Annotated in this window: 11 protein-coding genes; 8 read left to right on the top strand and 3 right to left on the bottom strand. The window is 59.6% G+C overall.

What is annotated here, in order from left to right; all coding sequences use genetic code 11:
* The first annotated feature begins 180 nt into the window (after nucleotides 1-180).
* The 7 genes from prmA to M0808_RS11980 all read left to right on the top strand — a co-directional run bounded on the left by prmA (nucleotide 181) and on the right by M0808_RS11980 (nucleotide 9886).
* Entirely contained in the window at nucleotides 181-1059 is an 879-nt protein-coding gene (gene prmA, locus M0808_RS11950) for a 50S ribosomal protein L11 methyltransferase (protein ID WP_247841209.1), read from the top strand.
* A 30-nt stretch (nucleotides 1060-1089) separates the two neighbouring features.
* Nucleotides 1090-2364: a DUF3426 domain-containing protein gene (locus M0808_RS11955; protein ID WP_247841212.1), complete on the top strand. Its 1275-nt coding sequence runs from the start codon at nucleotides 1090-1092 to the stop codon at nucleotides 2362-2364.
* Nucleotides 2365-2549: 185 nt separating this feature from the next.
* Nucleotides 2550-3560, top strand: a complete 1011-nt coding sequence (gene dusB, locus M0808_RS11960) for a tRNA dihydrouridine synthase DusB (RefSeq protein WP_007961945.1) — start codon at nucleotides 2550-2552, stop codon at nucleotides 3558-3560.
* Nucleotides 3557-3877, top strand: coding sequence for a DNA-binding transcriptional regulator Fis (gene fis, locus M0808_RS11965; protein ID WP_003221275.1), 321 nt, complete (start codon nucleotides 3557-3559; stop codon nucleotides 3875-3877). Before dusB ends, fis begins: the two co-directional genes overlap by 4 nt.
* Before the next feature lie 82 nt (nucleotides 3878-3959).
* Nucleotides 3960-5567, top strand: coding sequence for a bifunctional phosphoribosylaminoimidazolecarboxamide formyltransferase/IMP cyclohydrolase (purH, locus tag M0808_RS11970; RefSeq protein ID WP_134785341.1), 1608 nt, complete (start codon nucleotides 3960-3962; stop codon nucleotides 5565-5567).
* A 149-nt stretch (nucleotides 5568-5716) separates the two neighbouring features.
* A complete protein-coding gene (gene purD / locus M0808_RS11975; RefSeq protein WP_247841214.1) occupies nucleotides 5717-7012 on the top strand; it encodes a phosphoribosylamine--glycine ligase in 1296 nt (431 codons plus the stop codon).
* Nucleotides 7013-7111: 99 nt separating this feature from the next.
* A complete protein-coding gene (locus M0808_RS11980) occupies nucleotides 7112-9886 on the top strand; it encodes a hybrid sensor histidine kinase/response regulator (protein ID WP_247841216.1) in 2775 nt (924 codons plus the stop codon).
* Between the two features lie 30 nt (nucleotides 9887-9916).
* Here M0808_RS11980 and M0808_RS11985 read toward each other — a convergent pair whose 3' ends face one another.
* The gene (locus M0808_RS11985) at nucleotides 9917-10711 is read right to left on the bottom strand and encodes a hypothetical protein (protein ID WP_247841218.1); all 795 of its coding nucleotides are present in this window, start codon (nucleotides 10709-10711) and stop codon (nucleotides 9917-9919) included.
* Complete coding sequence (locus tag M0808_RS11990; RefSeq protein ID WP_247841220.1) at nucleotides 10692-11477, bottom strand: hypothetical protein; 786 nt, start codon at nucleotides 11475-11477, stop codon at nucleotides 10692-10694. The genes M0808_RS11985 and M0808_RS11990 overlap by 20 nt, the downstream gene beginning before the upstream one ends.
* Nucleotides 11478-11733: 256 nt before the next feature.
* Between M0808_RS11990 and M0808_RS11995 the strand changes: the two genes are divergently transcribed.
* Nucleotides 11734-12330 (top strand): MarC family protein, encoded by a 597-nt coding sequence (locus tag M0808_RS11995; RefSeq protein WP_027613585.1) that lies wholly within the window; start codon nucleotides 11734-11736, stop codon nucleotides 12328-12330.
* A gap of 62 nt (nucleotides 12331-12392) precedes the next feature.
* On the opposite strand, the gene M0808_RS12000 is transcribed toward M0808_RS11995, so the two are convergent.
* Nucleotides 12393-19352, bottom strand: coding sequence for a TcdA/TcdB pore-forming domain-containing protein (locus tag M0808_RS12000; protein ID WP_247841332.1), 6960 nt, complete (start codon nucleotides 19350-19352; stop codon nucleotides 12393-12395).
* Nucleotides 19353-19457 lie beyond the last annotated feature (105 nt).

A 19457-nucleotide genomic window follows, 5' to 3' on the forward strand; every position in this document is an offset into this window, starting at 1 on the left:
TGAGCTTGCTCGCGAATGCGGTGTATCAGATACATTTATTTGTCTGGCACAGCGCCTTCGCGAGCAAGCCCGCTCCCACAGGGTGCAATGCAGCTCCCACAAACCCTGCGCGCTCGCGTAAACTTGCGCGCTTCTCGCTGGCCGCTAGGCTGCAATCATATTTTTTCAAAGGTGCCCGCCATGCCTTGGCTGCAAGTACGTCTCGCCATCAGCCCGGAACAAGCCGAAACCTACGAAGACGCTTTCCTTGAAGTCGGCGCCGTTTCGGTGACCTTCATGGACGCCGAAGATCAGCCGATCTTCGAGCCGGAACTCAACACCACCCCACTGTGGGCGCACACGCACCTGCTGGCCCTGTTTGAGGGCGGCACCGAGCCTGCGCCGGTGCTCGCGCATCTGGAACTGCTGACCGGCAGTCCGCTGCCCGAGCATCACAGCGAAGTCATCGAAGACCAAGACTGGGAACGCAGCTGGATGGACGGCTTCCAGCCAATGCGTTTCGGTCAGCGCCTGTGGATCGTGCCGAGCTGGCACGCCGCGCCCGAGCCTGACGCGGTCAATCTGTTGCTGGATCCGGGCCTGGCGTTCGGCACCGGCACCCACCCGACCACCGCCCTGTGCCTGGAATGGCTCGACGGTCAGGACCTGAAAGACTGCAACGTCCTGGACTTCGGCTGCGGCTCGGGAATTCTGGCGATCGCCGCCCTGCTGCTCGGCGCGAAAGAAGCCGTCGGCACCGACATCGACGTGCAGGCGCTGGAAGCCTCGCGCGACAACGCCGGGCGCAACAATATTGCCGACGAGCTGTTCCCGCTGTACCTGCCGGAAGATTTACCGCAGGTCAAAGCCGACGTGCTGGTGGCCAACATTCTGGCCGGCCCGCTGGTTTCCCTGGCGCCGCAGCTGTCCAGCCTGGTGAAAACCGGCGGTCGTCTGGCACTGTCAGGCATCCTCGCCGAACAAGGTGAAGAAGTCGCTGCCGCCTATGCGCAGGACTTTGATCTGGACCCGATCGCCAATCGCGATGGCTGGGTGCGTATCACCGGCCGTCGGCGCTAGAATGACCGCCTGCATAAACCGGATCGCCGCATGACCGACAGCTTCGTCACCCAGTGCCCGCATTGCCAAACCAGCTTCCGCGTCAGCCATGCTCAGTTGAGCGTGGCCCGCGGGGTGGTTCGCTGTGGCTCCTGCCTGCAAGTGTTCAACGCCGCCAAACAGCTGCTGGAACAACACGCCGGCAAGGAAGCGGTCACTCCGGTGGCGCCGTCCATTGTCCAGCCAGCACCGTCTCAGGCGGTGGTCAGCGAGCCGCCGCCAGTGGTCGAAGCACCCGTCAATGACGAACCGCTCGCGCCGCGCGCCATCAGCCAAAAGCAATGGAGCGCCAGCGAGCTGGACCTGGACAGCCTCGATCTGGACGAAGAACTCGCCCGCCTCGAACAACGGGAAATCCAGCCGACCACCGAATTCGGTCGTCAGCGCGAAGAGTCCCTGAGCGCCCGGCGCGACAGTCCTGAAGCCGATGAAACGGAGTGGCGCGACAGCCTGTTCAGCGCACGCGACGATGAACGTCTGCCCGAGCCCGAAGATGACGTCGAGCCAGATGCCGTCGAACCGGAACCGGTAAACACCGCGCGCACCGAGCCTTCCCTGTCGCTGGAGCCGGTGGATCTGGACGATGAACCGCCGATCCCGCAACTGCGCCTGCACGACCCGATCGATCCGAATGCCCGTCGTGAACGCCTGTCGGCCAACGTCGAGCCGGACGATGACGACTTGCCCTCGGTCGAACCGCTGCGCAAAAAACGTCAACGCGCCGAAGTGTTGCAGGACCTGACCGACGACCCGCTGCAACTGGACTGGCAGAAACGCCGTTCGCCCTGGGGCCGGCGTCTGCTCTGGGCTTTGCTGGTGCTGCTAGCTGCCGCCGGTCTGGCCGGCCAGTACATTGCCTATCACTTCGATGAACTGGCGCGGCAGGATCAGTACCGCCCATGGTTTCAGCAGTTCTGCCCGCAGATCGGTTGCACGGTGCCGTCCAAGGTCGACATCGGCAAAATCAAAAGCAGCAATCTGGTGGTGCGCAGCCATCCGGAATTCAGCGGGGCGCTGGTGGTGGATGCGATCATCTACAACCGCGCGACGTTCTCCCAGCCATTTCCGTTGCTGGAGCTACGCTTCGCTGACCTCAACGGTCATCTGATCGCCAGTCGTCGCTTCAAACCCGGCGAATACCTCAACGGCGACCTTGAGGGCATGGCGGAAATGCCGCCGCAGACGCCGATCCACATCGCGCTGGATATCCTTGATCCAGGCCCCAAAGCGGTGAATTACAGCCTGAGTTTCCACTCGCCCGAGTGAATCGCTTCATCGCTTCAGGTTTGACGGCAGTTTTCTGACTTCGCCCGCGCTTACCAAACCGCTGGTAATAACAGAATAACTGTTCAGATTTTGTTCAATTCAGCCTTTATCCAGTCATCGAGAGCGGGTATCATGCCAACCCTTTTTCGAACTCTCATGATCCGGCCCCACTTCAGGGAAGTCCTATGTCGGCGGTACGCATCGGCCCATATACATTGCAGAACGGTTTGATTCTCGCCCCGATGGCGGGCGTCACCGACCAGCCCTTTCGTCAGCTGTGCAAGCGTTTGGGCGCAGGGCTTGTAGTCTCGGAAATGGTCACCAGTGACATGAGCCTGTGGAATACCCGCAAGTCGCGCATGCGCATGATCCACGAAGGCGATCCCGAGCCACGCTCGGTGCAGATTGCCGGTGGCGATGCGCAGATGCTGGCGGACGCGGCACGGGCCAACGTCGAACTGGGCGCACAGATTATTGATATCAACATGGGTTGCCCGGCAAAGAAGGTCTGCAACAAGGCCGCCGGCTCCGCGTTATTGAAAGACGAAGCACTGGTGACCGAGATCCTGCAGGCCGTCGTCGCTGCAGTGGATGTGCCGGTGACCCTGAAGATCCGCACCGGATGGGATCGCGACAACAAGAACGGCCTGACTGTGGCGAAGATCGCCGAGCAGGCCGGGATCACCGCGCTGGCCGTGCATGGCCGCACGCGCGCCGATCTGTACACCGGCGAAGCCGAGTACGACACGATTGCCGCGATCAAGCAGGCGGTGTCGATCCCGGTGTTTGCCAATGGCGATATCGATTCGCCGGAAAAGGCCCGTTACGTGCTTGACGCGACCGGTGCCGATGGCCTGCTGATAGGCCGGGCTGCCCAGGGGCGGCCATGGATTTTTCGCGAGATCGAACACTTCCTGCGTACCGGCGAGAAATTGCCGGCGCCGGAGCTGAGCGAAGTGGAACGCATCCTGCTGGAGCATCTGGCCGCACTTCACGCCTTCTATGGGGATGTGATGGGCGTCCGTATTGCCCGCAAGCATGTGGGCTGGTATCTCGCAACCTTGCCGGGCGCCAGGGAGTTTCGCGCCCACTTCAATCGTTTGGATGGTACGGAAACACAATGCGCCAACGTTCGGGAGTTCTTCGCCGAGCGTTACAAGAGCCTGACAGGGGACGAAGAAGGGGTGGCCGCATGACGATGATGACCGAGACTTTAGTGAGTGGAACAGCACCCGTGAGCGACAACGTGAATTTGAAACAGCACCTCAATACCCCGAGCGAAGAAGGTCAGACCCTTCGCGGGAGTGTCGAGAAGGCGCTGCACAATTATTTCGCCCACCTTGAGGGCGCGTCCGTCACGGATGTGTACAACCTGGTGCTCTCCGAAGTCGAGGCTCCCCTGCTCGAAAGCGTGATGAACTACGTCAAGGGCAACCAGACCAAGGCCAGCGAGCTGCTCGGACTCAACCGCGGCACGCTGCGCAAGAAACTCAAGCAGTACGATCTGCTGTAAGCATTCAATCAAACCAGAAAGGCGCCCGCGTAAAACCGGTCGCCTTTTTTGCTGACTTCCTTTGCTTTTGATGGAAATTGAGATGACCGACCAGACTACCCGCCTGCCGATCCGCCGCGCCTTGATCAGCGTTTCCGACAAGACCGGGATCCTCGAATTCGCCAAGGAGCTTGAAGCCCTCGGCGTCGAGATCCTCTCCACCGGCGGAACGTTCAAGCTGCTGCGCGACAACGGTGTTGCCGCAGTGGAAGTCGCGGATTACACCGGTTTCGCGGAAATGATGGACGGTCGGGTGAAAACCCTGCACCCGAAAATCCACGGCGGAATCCTCGGTCGTCGCGGTATCGACGACGCGATCATGAACGAGCACGGCATCAAGCCGATCGACCTGGTTGCAGTCAACCTGTACCCGTTCGAAGCCACCATCAACAAGCCAGGCTGTGACCTGCCGACCGCTATCGAGAACATCGACATCGGCGGCCCGACCATGGTTCGTTCGGCAGCGAAAAACCATAAAGACGTGGCGATCGTGGTGAATGCCAGCGATTACGCCAACGTTCTGCAAAACCTCAAGGCCGGCGGCCTGACCTACGCTCAGCGTTTCGACCTGATGCTCAAGGCGTTCGAACACACCGCCGCCTACGACGGCATGATCGCCAACTACATGGGCACCGTGAATCAGGCTGCCGACGTACTGAGCACCGAAGGTCGCAGCGAATTCCCGCGCACCTTCAACAGCCAGTTCATCAAGGCCCAGGAAATGCGCTACGGCGAGAACCCGCACCAGAGCGCGGCGTTCTACGTGGAAGCCAAGCCTGCCGAAGTCGGTATCGCCACCGCGACCCAACTGCAAGGCAAAGAGCTGTCGTACAACAACGTGGCCGACACCGACGCCGCGCTGGAATGCGTGAAGAGCTTCGTCAAGCCGGCCTGCGTGATCGTCAAGCACGCCAACCCGTGCGGCGTGGCGGTGAGCCCGGATGCAGAAGGCGGTATCCGTCAGGCCTACGAACTGGCCTACGCCACCGACACCGAGTCGGCCTTCGGCGGCATCATCGCCTTCAACCGTGAACTGGATGCCGAGACCGCCAAGGCGATCGTCGAGCGTCAGTTCGTGGAAGTGATCATCGCGCCAAGCGTCAGCGCAGAAGCTCGCGCCATCGTCGCCGCCAAAGCCAACGTGCGTCTGCTGGCCTGTGGCGAGTGGTCGGCGGATCGCGTTCCGGCCTGGGACTACAAGCGCGTCAACGGTGGCCTGCTGGTGCAGAGCCGCGATATCGGCATGATCGGCGCCGACGACCTGAAAGTGGTGACCAAGCGCGCACCGACCGAACAGGAAATCCACGACCTGATCTTCGCCTGGAAAGTCGCCAAGTACGTCAAGTCCAACGCCATCGTCTACGCCAAGAACCGTCAGACCATCGGTGTCGGCGCCGGCCAGATGAGCCGCGTAAACTCCGCGCGTATCGCCGCGATCAAGGCTGAGCACGCCGGTCTGCAAGTGGCGGGTTCGGTGATGGCATCGGATGCGTTCTTCCCGTTCCGCGACGGTCTGGACAACGCGGCCAAGGTTGGCATCACTGCAGTGATCCAGCCGGGCGGCTCGATGCGTGACGCTGAAGTGATAGCTGCAGCCGACGAGGCTGGCATCGCCATGGTCTTTACGGGCATGCGCCACTTCCGTCACTGATACAACTCGATCCAAATGTGGGAGCGGGCTTGCTCGCGAATGCAATCTGTCAGCAACAGCCGTTTTGCCTGACACACCGCTTTCGCGAGCAAGCCCGCTCCCACATAAAGCGCTCCAGCAGCGCCTGACAGATTTTTGAGGTTTTTGAAATGAATGTTTTGATCATTGGCAGCGGTGGCCGTGAACACGCCCTGGCCTGGAAAGTGGCTCAGGATCCGCGCGTGCAGAAGGTTTTCGTCGCGCCGGGCAACGCCGGAACCGCGATTGAAGCCAAGTGCGAAAACGTCGCCATCGACGTGCTGGCCCTTGAGCAACTGGCCGATTTTGCCGAGAAAAACGTTTCCCTGACCATCGTCGGCCCGGAAGTGCCGCTGGTGGCAGGCGTGGTCGATCTGTTCCGCTCCCGTGGCCTGGACTGCTTCGGCCCGACCGCCGGCGCTGCACAGCTGGAAGGCTCGAAAGCCTTCACCAAGGATTTCCTCGCGCGCCACAAGATCCCGACCGCCGACTACCAGAACTTCACCGAGATCAAGCCGGCCCTGGCTTACCTGCGTGAAAAAGGCGCACCGATCGTGATCAAGGCCGATGGCCTGGCCGCCGGTAAAGGCGTAATCGTTGCCATGACCCTGGCCGAAGCCGAAGACGCCGTGCGCGACATGCTCGCCGGCAACGCCTTCGGTGATGCCGGTTCGCGCGTGGTGATCGAAGAATTCCTCGACGGCGAAGAAGCCTCGTTCATCGTCATGGTCGACGGCAAGAACGTGCTGCCGATGGCCACCAGCCAGGACCACAAACGTGTTGGCGACGGCGACAGCGGCCCGAACACCGGCGGCATGGGTGCCTACTCCCCTGCCCCGGTGGTCACCGCCGACGTGCACCAGCGCGTGATGGATCAGGTGATCTGGCCGACCGTGCGCGGCATGGCCGAAGAAGGCAACGTCTACACCGGTTTCCTGTACGCCGGTCTGATGATCGACAAGGCCGGCAACCCGAAAGTCATCGAATTCAACTGCCGCTTCGGTGACCCGGAAACCCAACCGGTGATGCTGCGTCTGCAGTCGAGCCTGGTGCTGCTGGTCGAAGCCGCTCTGGCGCAAGCGCTGGACAAGGTTGAAGCACAGTGGGATCCACGTCCGAGCGTTGGCATCGTGCTGGCCGCCGGCGGCTACCCGGGCGACTACGCCAAGGGCGCGGTGATCAACGGTCTGGACACAGCCGCAGGCCTGGAAGGCAAAGTCTTCCACGCCGGTACGGCGCTGAAGGATGGCAACGTGGTGACGGCCGGTGGTCGCGTACTCTGCGCCACCGCCATGGGCGCCAGTGTCAGCGAAGCGCAGCAGCAAGCCTACAAGCTGGCCGCTGCCATCGACTGGGAAGGCTGCTTCTACCGCAAGGACATTGGCTACCGCGCCATTGCCCGTGAACGTGGCGAAACCCAGGAATAAGCTGTCCTTCACGTCCGGCGCGGGATGCAGTCCCTCGCCGGGCTGTTCCGCCGCCGCGCATCGTTATATTCTGGCATCAACCTACGAAGGGATTTCGCCGTGCGCTGGCTCAGGATTGCCATAAGTTTCACCGTCACGTTGCTGACCTTGCTCTGCATGCTTCCGGCTCTGGCCGCGCAAGGCAGTGGCTGGTCGGTATTGCTTGACGATCAGGGTAATCTGCAACTGAGCGACATCCGCTCGGCGCGCTACACCAATCAATTCAGTCCCATCGAACTTGATCGCCTCACGGCGGCCGAGCCCGATGGTGCACTCTGGCTGCGCTTCAAACTGGCGCCGGGCAAGCACGAGCAGGTGCTGCGGATCTTCGCTCCCGACCTGTCCAACCTCAGCCTCTACGTGCTGGACGGCGACAAACTGATCGAGCAACGCACTTCCGGCACCCATCAGCCGCAGGTCGAGCGGCCACTGCCGAGCAGCGACTTCCTGCTGCCGCTGCCGCAAAGCGACAAGTCCCTCGACGTTTATCTGCGGATGGTTTCCGACCATCAGCTGCGCCCGCACATCACCCTGCAATCGGCGGTGATGAGTGCCGCCAACCAGAACCAGACGCTGATCTTCGGTCTGCTGTTCGGCTGCCTCGGCATGTTGCTGCTGCACAATCTTGTGCGCTACGCCTACTCCCGCTCGCGCAGCAGCCTGTGGCTGGCGGTCTGCGAAGGACTGCTGGGCCTGAGTCTGTTGCTGTTGCTCAACCTCGCCGGCCCGTGGTTGCCGAACTGGCACGCGATCCAGACCCCGGGCGCCTATCTGGCGTTGCTGCTGACCGCCCCGGCCGGGCTGATGTTCGCCCTGCGCTTCTTCGCCCCGCTCGGCCCGCACCCGCTGAACAAACTGTTGCTGGGCGACATTCTGTTCATCGTGATCTGCAGCCTGCTGCTGTTATTCGTCAACACCCTGCCGCTGAACATCATGACCTACGCGCTGGTGGCGCTGGCCGGTCTGAGCATGTTGCTGGTCGGCTTCTATCACTGGCAAAAAGGTTATCGCCCGGCGCGGCTGTTCGTTGCCGGGATGGTGGTGTTCAACATCGGTACGCTGATTATTTTGCCAGCCCTGCTGGGGCTGACCCTGGTGGCGCCGCAAGGCCTGATCATGACCCTGATGGGTTTCATCTGCATCAGTGGCTTGCTGATGAGCATCGCCTTGGGTGAACGCCAGCGCAGCATCACCGAAAGCCGGTTCAGCATCAGCCGCGACCTGGCCGCGAGCAATGCCGAGATCAACGCCAAGGCCGAATTCCTCGCCAAGATCAGCCACGAAATCCGCACCCCGATGAACGGCGTGCTGGGCATGACCGAGCTGCTGCTGGGCACGCCACTGTCGGTCAAGCAACGCGATTACGTGCAAACCATCCACAGTGCCGGCAACGAACTGCTGACGTTGATCAACGAGATTCTCGACATTTCCAAGCTTGAATCCGGACAGATCGAACTGGACGATGTGCAGTTCGACCTCAACGCGCTGATCGACGACTGCCTGAGCATCTACCGGGCCAAGGCCGAACAGCAGAACGTCGAGCTGATCAGCTTCATCCAGCCGCAAGTGCCGCGCGTGATCAGCGGCGACCCGACCCGCTTGCGCCAGACCCTGCTGAGCCTGCTGGAAAACGCCCTGAAGAAAACCGACGAAGGCGAAGTGCTGATCGTCGTCGCCCTCGACGAGCGCAGCGTCAAACCGCGCCTGCGCATCGCCGTGCAGGACAGTGGTCAGCCAATGGAGGCGGAAGAGCGCGATGCGTTGCTGCACGCCGAACTGCACAGCAAACACTTCCTCTCGGCCAACCGTCTGGGTGGCAACCTCGGGCTGGTGATTGCGCGGCAACTGATCCGCCTGATGCACGGCGAGTTCGGGATCAAGAGCGGCACCAATCAGGGCAGCACCTTGTGGCTGACCCTGCCACTGGACCCGGATCGTCTGGAACACCCGACCTCCGACCTCGACGGCCCGTTGCAAGGTGCGCGCGTGCTGGTGGTGGACGACAACGATACCTGCCGCAAAGTGCTGGTGCAGCAATGCAGCGCCTGGGGTCTGAACGTCAGCGCCGTGCCATCGGGCAAGGAAGCGCTGGCGCTGCTGCGCACCAAGGCGCACCTGCGCGACTACTTCGATGTGGTGCTGCTGGACCAGAACATGCCCGGCATGACCGGCATGCAACTGGCGGCCAAGATCAAGGAAGACCCGAGCCTCAATCACGACATCCTGTTGATCATGCTCACCGGCATCAGTAACGCGCCGAGCAAGATCATCGCGCGCAACTCCGGGATCAAACGCATCCTCGCCAAACCGGTGGCCGGCTATACGCTCAAGACCACGCTGGCCGACGAGTTGAACCAGCGCAATAAAGGTCAGGTAGTGTTCCAGCCGCAAGTGGTCACTCCCGCGACGGCGGCCAAGGTGCCGAGCGATTTCCGCATTCTGGTCGCCGAAGACAACACGATTTCGACCAAAGTGATTCGCGGCATGCTCGGCAAACTCAACCTGCAACCGGACACCGCCAGCAACGGCGAAGAGGCCCTGCAGGCGATGAAGGCCCAGCGTTATGATCTGGTGCTGATGGACTGCGAAATGCCGATCCTCGATGGCTTCTCGGCGACCCAGCAGCTACGGGCGTGGGAGGTCAGCAATCAGCGTATACGCACGCCGATCGTCGCGCTGACCGCGCACATCCTCGCCGAACACAAGGAACGTGCGCGTCAGGCCGGGATGGATGGCCACATGGCCAAACCGGTGGAGCTGTCGCAACTGCGCGAGCTGATCGAACACTGGGTAGCCCAGCGCGATCAGCAGAACCGTACGGCGTCGACCTTTTAAGCAGGGGTACCACGCCAGTTCGAGCGTGACTCAATCGGCTGCGCCGTTCTCTTCGGCTGGAACGTCTTCAATCAGCCTCAACAACGCCACGTTAGCTTCAAGCCTGTCCTGGACTTTCAGGGCGATGGCTGCGCGAACCGGCCCATAGAGCGTTTCGGACAAATTGGCACTGGCAGAGCGTCTGCAAACACTGCCGCGAATATCCTCAGCCTGGAATAGCTCGGCCAAAGGGTTGTCAGCGAGAATCCGTGCAGTCGCAAATTCGATGTAGACGCTGCTCATCGACATCGGCGAGTGCGCCACGACCACCAACAGCCGTATGATTCTGGAAACATCTGACTGATCCGTCGATGCATCGCTGGCGCTTTTCTGCATGTAACCACGCAGCAGCTCTAGTGCCGGCTCGCTTGCGGAAAGTGCTGCCAGTCGACGCATGACTGCGTTCGCAACGCCACATTGCTCCACAGCACCCCCGAACTCAGGAGCGACCACCCAGTCAACGACTGACACGCTGTTACCCTGTGCGACGGACAGATCCAACCGTGCTCTGAAATGTCGCAGCCAGTATTTGTCCAGAAATTCCATGTAGACGTCATACCAGCCAATACCCGGATCTTTCTCAAGTTTCTTGTTGGCCGCCAGTTGCGCCAACAACAGAGAGTTTATTAAATCCTGATAGCGTTCCGGTTTGTCTGCCGGCGGAATCAGTACAACGGCACCCGCAACGATCAAAACGGAATATTTGCAATTCATATAATCGCCCCCCAAAAAAAGCAGTCGACCTTCGACTGCTTTTTTCGATTTATCAGATATCAATATCTTCAATCTGATCGATACCCACCAGCTTTTTCTTGATCGTCTCACGCACTGCGTTGGCGACGTCAGTGTTTTTGGCAAAGAAAGTTTGAGCTCGATACAAACTTACATTACGAACATCGACATCCACGAACATTACTTTGGTAGAGGTGTTCTTGCGCAGAAAACGCACCGTTCCCAGCGCCATGATTGCCTCACCGTCGAGTTCGACACACGCTCCGGTCGAGATGCCACCCACGCCGTGGTCCAGCAAATTTCGCTCATAAGCGGTCAACGCAGCAGTGTCCCGTTTTTGCAGGGCCGAGATTGCATCACCCGCGACCTTCAGCATCAGAACGCTGGTTGGTCCTGGCAGTGCAACATTAGCCAGCACGGAACCCAGAATCTCCAGTACCAGCTTGTCCATCCGCACACTCGTGCCTTCGATACTGAGGTCATTGTAGTACTGATCGACAGGCGTCCAGCCAGCGAGGGTCATCACCTCACGGAACCGCTTATACCAGTCTCGGCCCTGATGCTCTTCGGGGTATAGCTTGTTCGCTGCACGTGTGGCGAACAGAAGAGCGTTCTGGGCATCCGACTTGTTCTGATCCGAAAGTTTGCCAGAAAAACCCATTGTGACTTCGCCGACAACAGAGCCTTTCGACGGTGCCTCGATTTCGTCCCCTACAGCCAACAGGGCACGAGAGCGAATAACCGGCGCACCCACATCACAGGCTTCAATCGCGTTAATACAGGAAGAGATATAAAGTTCATTAACGATTTGACTATGCACAATAAAAGTCCTTATTAATTAGTAGGCAAGCCCTTCTTGAACTTGCCAGAAAACAATAAACAAACAAGCCCAGCACTACAAACTCAAATCTGTAACATCTTATCCAGCAAACAAGATACAACTAACAACACCACACAAAACAACTATCAAACAAAAAACGAAAAACCGACTGCCTCGCGCAGAATCTTCTGCACACACAAGCAACTAACCGACTGATAGACTCGCCGTCATCACTCTCCGGATGCGAGTCGCCCTCATGCTCCACGTGTTATTCAGCGTTTACCTGAAGATGCTGGTGCTCTACAGCCCGTTCTTCGTGTTGTCCTGCTTCATCAGCCTGACTCGTGGCTACTCGCGCAAGGAACAGCGGCGCCTGGCCTGGAAAGTGGCGATCGCCACGCTGATCTCCAGCGTCTTGCTTTATCTGTTCGGGCGGGTGATTTTCGATGTATTCGGGATCACTGCGGACGCATTCCGCATCGGTGCCGGCAGCGTGCTGTTCATTTCGGCGTTGGGCATGGCTCAGGGTAAGCCGGTCGTGCAGAGTGACAACGTGCAACAGGACGTGACGATCGTCCCGCTGACCATCCCGCTGACCGTCGGCCCGGGCACCATCGGTGCGCTGCTGGTGATGGGCGTCAGTCAGCCGCACTGGGACGACAAACTGACCGCGATCATGAGCATCACCCTGGCCAGTTTCACCGTAGGGGTGGTGCTGTATCTGTCCAATCACATCGAACGGGTGCTCGGCGATCAGGGCCTGCAGATCGTCAGCCGGCTGATGGGCCTTTTTGTCTGCGCACTGGCGGCGCAGATCATCTTTACCGGGATCAAGGGCTATCTGGTGTCCTGAACGAAAAAGGGCTGCGGAGGAAAATCTCCGCAGCCCGGTCTGATCTGCCAGCTCGCAATGGCTTACTGGTCGATGGACAGCCCGATCAGCGCGCCGAGTTCCAGCAGGGGTTCCGTGGCCATCGCACTCATCAGCTCCTCCAGGCTAACGGTCACCGAGATTTCGTCAGGTAACGCAATCCCGAATGTCACCTGCTGTTGCCGTGCCGCATCAAGGCTCGTGGCATTGCGCAAAATGATGCTGCTTCCCGAATCGGGATCCGTCAGCAGCAAATGGCCGTCGGACCTCGAGACCAGCCATCGCTGCATCGGCTCCAGTGTCAACGCCAGATGAATGCCTGCTTCCTCGGCGTCGACAATCAGGCAATCAAGCCGATCCCAAGTCTGTCGGGCCAGTGAAAGGTAATCTGCAGATTTCGCAAACTTGAGTACCAGTGTATCGACGCCATCCGGAATCGCTACAATCCTGCCCGATGAGCCAATACCGTCGATAACCAGCGTATCTGCAATCCGGCTGACCGCTTCCACAGTCATCCATATATCGATGGGTTCAATGCCTTCACTGGCATTGCTGAACAGTCGGCCCGTTACAGGGTCATGCAGCACCAGGGTCTGATCGTTCGCCACGCCCAGATATTGTGGCCATTCACGTCCTGACACCGAGACACTGAGCAGACGGCCGGCTGCGACGTCATACCAGCTGCAAAGATTATCGCTCCTGCCCGCAAAGAGGTAAGGACCGCTACGCTGACCGGCAAGCAGTCGCGCCAGCTTTTGCTCCCGCGCCTGACGAGACGCCAGGCCATTGAAGAATTCGACTTCCACACCGACGATACGCGGTGGCTCGCCATCGGCCAGGTCGAACAGCACGTGGTCATGCCGGCGGACGTGCAGGCCGGCTCCATGTGGCACGGCCCAGGCAAAAGTGTCCCGCGGCATGACTCGCTGCATCGGGGCCAGCAAGTGCGCCTGCAGCAGACGTGTCCCCGAACCGAATGCCGCCGCCAGGCTTTCAGGCGCCATGAAGGGCTGACGATAGATTCGTCCGGATGCCCAGTCCATCATCCACGCCGCTTTTTTATCTGGCGTCAGCCTCAACACGCGCATGGCTTTGCCCGCCGTGTCGGCAATCAGAAATTGCTGATCCAGATAGATGACATACAGCGATGTCTTGCCCGTTGCGTCGCGGATACCCCCGACTTCCACGCCATCGGCGGACTCGTTCTGAATGCTGGTCCCGACCGTTTCCCACCACTTGAACCCTTGCCCAGTGCGCTGCTGGCGGGCCGACAGCCATGCGTGATTGAGTCCCACCAGCCGCGTCTGGCCGTCGTCATTCATCTGGAACAGCATGCCTTCGTCAGTGAGGATGACGTATTGTCCGCCCTGGCGGTGCACATGCTGCACCTCAAGGTGCAAGACACTTTGTGCAAATATCTCGGGCATCTGATCCGCTGCGCCGATGTGCTGTCGATAAACAAGGCGATGGCCAAGATGATGAAACAACACTGTATCGCCGCTTGATTGAAGCGGATCAAGCAGCACCCAATCGAGAAAGTCAGGTGTACCTTCCGTATTGCGCAGCACAGGCCGAATGACGCGCTCATCTTCACTGCGCACCCAGGCTCGGGTGGCTTTACGCAAATTCTCGTCGAAGGTGTCGATCGTAATCATTGCGCCCAGTGTGAATTCCACTCTCTGGTCATCAAGTACCTCATGGTATGGGTAGTCGTGCCGTCGGAGGAAATCCGAAACATTGTCGCGTCCTTCGCGAATGATCCACGGATGGTCTGAATTCATATCGGAGATCGCAGTAAGGGCGAGGTAGTCTTCGCCGAGCAGGTAAGTCAGCTTGTAGAAGCTTTTCCACATGTCTTCAAAGCGCTGGACCACCTGCAGCAAACCCTCTGGCGTCGCCTGAATCGAAACAATGCAGGGGTTTTTTGATAAATGTATTTTCATCACCCGGTAAGTGCGTTTGATCTGCCCGGTGACCAGATCCGTACGCCAGATGATTCCCTGCGCCGGGCAGTAATAAAACATCTCCTCGCCGATCTTCGGGCCGATGCAGATCTGCGCCGCATACTGTGGGTCCAGTCCGCGCACCAAGTGCATGGCATCTTCGGTGTGGTCGTACCAGGCCGTGGTACGAACACCAGTCAGGGCATCGTGATAGTTGCGGATGACCGTCGGGCCATCGGCCAGACGATGAGCGCGGGCGAGTTCGCGCAAATGCTTGCGTGTGACCGGGCCGTCGGCATCGTTGAGCGCGTCGAGTTCAGCAAAGAGCAGCGCTCCCGTTGCCCAGCCAACCTGATAGAAGCCCTCCGCAAGTTGCAGGTAAACGACACTCCTGGCGGGCACCTGCACCCGCATCGAGCCCAACTGAAAAGTATCCTGTTCCAGCTTCACCGCCGCCGCACTCACCCATGGGGCACGCAATGACCACGTCATTGGATCATCGGAGGAAACCTGCAGCCGCAACGACTTGACGCCCTCGGTCAGGGTGATCGAGCAGTGCCCGCCAGTGGCATCGATGTCATAGCAAAGGTAACCGTGCACCTCCTGCGGCAATGGGGGGACGTGCAGAAAACGCTGATCAGGGCCAATCGCAACACTGACGCGGGTTTCCTCGTAGTTGGGCACCATTTTTTCCATGATGTACTCGGTCGGTGCCTGGTAAAAGCTGAACCAGAATTGCCGCTTGCCTGCCAGCTTGTATTTTTCCAGTGCCAAAGCCGTTTCCATGTTTTCTCTGAGCGTTGTCGCAAAAGGCAGACCTTCATGGACGAAGCCCAGGAAGCACTCCGGCACACTCGGCAGCACGACGCTTTCAACGCCCGGCGCCGTATCGAAGGAAATCGAGTCGCGAAGGTCGAGGGCCTCTCGAATGCTGAATGCCTTGCTGCGATCCCCGACGATCCTCGGCTTATGCAGAAAGGAGTAATCTTCCGCGGCGAAAATTTTGTGGCCGCCGAAGGTAATGAGCCCTTTACGCAAATCAAGCCCGGTATAGACCGCACAAGGATTGGCAATGTAGGTATCGCCTTGCACCGAATGGCTTTGCGGTCGATAGGCCGAATGCACATCATTCAGATACCGGCCGATCCGTCTTCCACGTTCTGCCCTGGCGCTGAACCCCTCGACCAGGGCGCCGATGCCCACCGCCAGCCCGCCCAGAATCACCCCGGCGCCGCCGAGGAAGGCCGCCGCCGTGCCCGCACCGGCAACACCGGCGCCCAAAGCGCCAACACCCAGCACCAGCCCAGCTGAATCGAAGGCCAGCTGCGTGGCATAGACCGCACGCTGGATATCGTTTTGTGCATTGACCAACAGATAAATGTCAAAGCCGATGCTGGCCAGCTGCAAAACGGTTCCGACACCCTCGTTCAAGACGTTGCCCAGTGCATTACTGACAATCGACGAGGTGGTTTTGGCCACCCGCAGTCCGTCGGTAAAGGCATGACGCACCAGATTCAGCAGTTGTACTGCGTCGACCACCAGCCCATGAGCCATCTGCGCGTAGGCCAGGTAACCGTGGATGCGCACTGCCGATGTCAACGCGGTCGACCCCATCCCGGACTCCGCGTTCTGCAACCCGAGCAGCAGGGCTTGAATGGCAAATCCGGCATTGAGCGTGTGCACCGCTCCGACATCCGTCGGATCGATCACTGGCGCCCCCGCGCGTCTGCCGGACAACGCTTCAAACGTATCGCTCAGGTAAGACTTGATCCCTTGCAGGCGCGTGTCATCGGTCTGCACTGTGCGTGTGCGCTGCGGATCACTGGCACTGACCATGGTGATTTCGCTGCGCCCTTGCGCAGTGCTCTTCAGGGAGTCGAACACCGGAACGAAGTCACGAGACAGTTGATGCTGGTCCTGTAACCGCAGGGTCGCGCTTTCGATCGTCCGCGCCCACTTGTGGCTGTCCACACTGCTCAGCGCCTGTCCCAGACGCGCGTTCTCTGACAGGGAACGCGCGCGCAAGGCGGCATGCTGACTCCAGGGTTCGACGGCACGCCCGCCACCCAGCGGATCACTGCTGAGCAAATGCTCAACGCTAATTTCCGAAGGCAACGATTTACCGGCAATGCTTGCGCCGTCGAGTTCGATGACCTCGAAAACGCTGGCAGCCCCCTGTTCCAGACCATAAAGCCGGGCAATCACTTCCTCCTGCATGAAGCGCTGGACGCCTTGTTGCAGATCCTCGATCCGGGCGAACGCATACAGCCCGAAGTTGGGATCGTAGAAGCGATAGGATGTCTCGCCTTGCGCTACAACCTTGCTCACCAGCATCGAATGATTGTCTGTGTTGAGCAACAGGCTGCCGGCAGCGGTTTTTGCTTCCAGCGTCTGCATCACAGTGGCCAGGTTCGCCGCCGGTCTCTTCTCGCCAAATCGCGCCATGGGTACCCCACGCAACTCGTCCAGCACCTTGAGCAGGGCATGGGCTTGCGGTGCGTCGGGAGTGAGATTGGCAATCGCCAGTTTGCCGATCAGCGCGCGCTCGGCCGAAGCGCCTTTCTCCAGTGCGGCGGCCATCACCAGCGCCAGTGGATAGCAGCGTCGGCCCGGATCCCCCGCACCGCGCAGCAGCAAATCCTGTGGCAATTGCCTGCCCGCGTAGGCGCCTGCCTGGACGAAGGTCTCACGTACCGCCTTGCCCCGAGAGAGGATCGACGCCCGGCGCTCATTCATGGCGGCGACTTCGACCCGACTCACGTACTCGCGCCATTGCCGTACGCTGATCGGTTCGGCAAATGCCTGCGCCTTCAACACTCTGGAGTTCTGCCCGAGCGATTCACGCTCCGATGCATTGACTCGTGCCTCGACCGGTGCAGGATCGCGACTGAGCAGTGTCTGTTCGATCACTTCGTAGCGCGCTATCAGGCCACGGTCTCGCGTATCTTCGGCAAAGGCGACGGTGGTTGCCCAGGCGTCTGCGAACCCGACCTGATCCAGTGTTGCGGCACCGAACAGGCCGCCGAACATCACCCGATGCAACGGGCTCAACTGCTCCAGCGGCAACTTGCCCGCCGCGATGCGCGCCAAGGCCTCGTTGAGATTACCCAGTGACTCGGCCCCCATGGACGTTGGAGCTTTGTCGACTGTCTGGTTCAGCACCTGCTGTCGAGCATCAAAATCGAGGCGGATGGGAACGTTGAACGTCACATCACCGGTCAAGCGGTCATTCATGGCGCGCACAAACGGCTCACCCAGATCATCCAGCAGTTGCTGCAGAACCGAGGTCAGCAACACGGACTTTCCTTCTATGACCGGCCAGCCCAGTTTGAACGTGAGGGTCCGCTCTTTGAGCAAATCGGACAGATTGCCGGCGTAGCGCGACTTGAGCTTGCCCGAGTTCCACTTCTCATGTTCTTTTGCCAGCCAGTCTTCGGGGGTATCCTTGACTGCCCAGCCGGAGATCATTTCTTCTTCGGTAAAGACGTTGAAGCCGTCGACCTGCTTCATATGATGGCGAATGTTGTTCAGCTGTTCACTCTGCAGTTCTCTTTCGACATAGCCGATTACACCGCCTTCAAGTGCGCCCGGACCGGTCATGTAGATGGTGCCCAAGGCGTCGAAACGAATCCCGTCCTGATAATACTGAGCTATGGCGCGTATGAGCTTCTCTGATGAATATTCACGCGATGTATTGGGCAAGCGCCCATCAGCCTGTGCTTCAGAGACGACCTTGATTGCAATATCATCGACTGACGACACATCTGCTGGCGTCACGCCTGCGAGTATCATGCGGCGCTCAACCTCATACAGGCAGTCATAAGCCACCCGGATGAAGTGCATGCTCGCATTGACCATCTTGCTGCCAGGATGAGCCAGAACATAGGCATTCATTTCCTTCGACGACGGATTGCCCCAGGCCGCGCCGCGCCCGATGGCATCCTGGGATAAAGACGTCGGCTGCGGCGAAGCGAAAATCTGCTCCACACCCGGCCTGCTCCGGGCAAATGCGCTCAGTGCCTCGAGATGCTCGGCGGGAATATGCCCGGTTCTGTCGACATAACGTTGCCGATCGCGCCCCGGCATCAAGGTATCGTCATGGTTGAGCAATAACTGCAGGACACCGATCTTCGCGTCTGTGCTGAAACCACTGATGTCCACGCCGCCCGGTCTCTCGATCAGCGGCGGCAAATAATCCATGTCGCTGTAACGCCCGCCCTCGAGAAACTCGGCCTGCAGTCGCACCACGTCACTGGCTGCAGCAAAGTTGCCGCGCATGGCGACTTCGCGCTGGTAGACGTCCGCCAGAAAGTGGCTGGCAAACTCCTGGCGAACATCGCGCAGGCGCAAGTCCTCACCCACCATGGCCTGATGCGAATCCAGACATTTCTGGCGGAAGGCTTCGAGCGTCGCACGGTCCTTGCCATAACCCCGCACCATCAGGTCGATCCGCGCCTCGTCTGCGCGTCCGGCCCAGCGTGGCTGATTCAGGTAGTCGAACATCTGCTGTTTGAGTACCCGTGCGCGGTCTTCGATCATTCTCGACAGTCCCGTCGGGGTTACCTTTTCGTCCTTTAATACCTTCATCGTGTCCGCACGGGCACTGTCGAGAATCACCCGGTTCATTTCAAAGGCCAGCAGCGCGTCACTGTCATACCAGAGATTGAATGCATATCCCTGCGACGCCAGTACCTTGCGCCAGATGTTCATGTAATCGCGCTGATTCGGCCCGACCTCACTGCCACCGACCCAGACAAAATGCATGATGCGCGGTATCGGTTTGCCAGCGGAGAGCATCTTCACAGTCGCACTCAAGCGGCGGTCGTAGTCGCCCAGTTTCAGGCGCAGTTTATTGACCTGAGCATCCGCGGCGTCCAGCAGTGGTGATTCAATCGCGTCCTTGAGCAACCTGATCGCTATCAGTTGCTCCGGAAGACTGGTGGCCGCAGCGGCCCCGTCGTAGTAGCGCAAAGGAGTCTCCCCCAGGCTACCGCTGACGGACTCAAGTTCTGTGCGCGCAATAAGATCGGCGAATACTCTGCCCATCGTGACTTCATCCATAGTGCTCAATGCAATTTCCTTTTTTTGGCCAAACGAACCCATCGCGACGACATGAACCGTCGCGACACGGAGAGAAAACAAACTTCAAAAAACCCAACGAAGACT

Source organism: Pseudomonas sp. MWU12-3103b (genome assembly GCF_023100615.1).
Classification (GTDB): Bacteria; Pseudomonadota; Gammaproteobacteria; order Pseudomonadales; family Pseudomonadaceae; genus Aquipseudomonas; species Aquipseudomonas putida_A.

Bases quoted from the DNA above. Each gene is read 5' to 3' on its own strand.
- prmA (WP_247841209.1), top strand. From the start codon at position 181: ATGCCTTGGCTGCAAGTACGTCTCGCCATCAGCCCGGAACAAGCCGAA.
- M0808_RS11955 (WP_247841212.1), top strand. From the start codon at position 1,090: ATGACCGACAGCTTCGTCACCCAGTGCCCGCATTGCCAAACCAGCTTC.
- dusB (WP_007961945.1), top strand. From the start codon at position 2,550: ATGTCGGCGGTACGCATCGGCCCATATACATTGCAGAACGGTTTGATT.
- fis (WP_003221275.1), top strand. From the start codon at position 3,557: ATGACGATGATGACCGAGACTTTAGTGAGTGGAACAGCACCCGTGAGC.
- purH (WP_134785341.1), top strand. From the start codon at position 3,960: ATGACCGACCAGACTACCCGCCTGCCGATCCGCCGCGCCTTGATCAGC.
- purD (WP_247841214.1), top strand. From the start codon at position 5,717: ATGAATGTTTTGATCATTGGCAGCGGTGGCCGTGAACACGCCCTGGCC.
- M0808_RS11995 (WP_027613585.1), top strand. From the start codon at position 11,734: ATGCTCCACGTGTTATTCAGCGTTTACCTGAAGATGCTGGTGCTCTAC.
- M0808_RS12000 (WP_247841332.1), bottom strand. From the start codon at position 19,352: ATGGATGAAGTCACGATGGGCAGAGTATTCGCCGATCTTATTGCGCGC.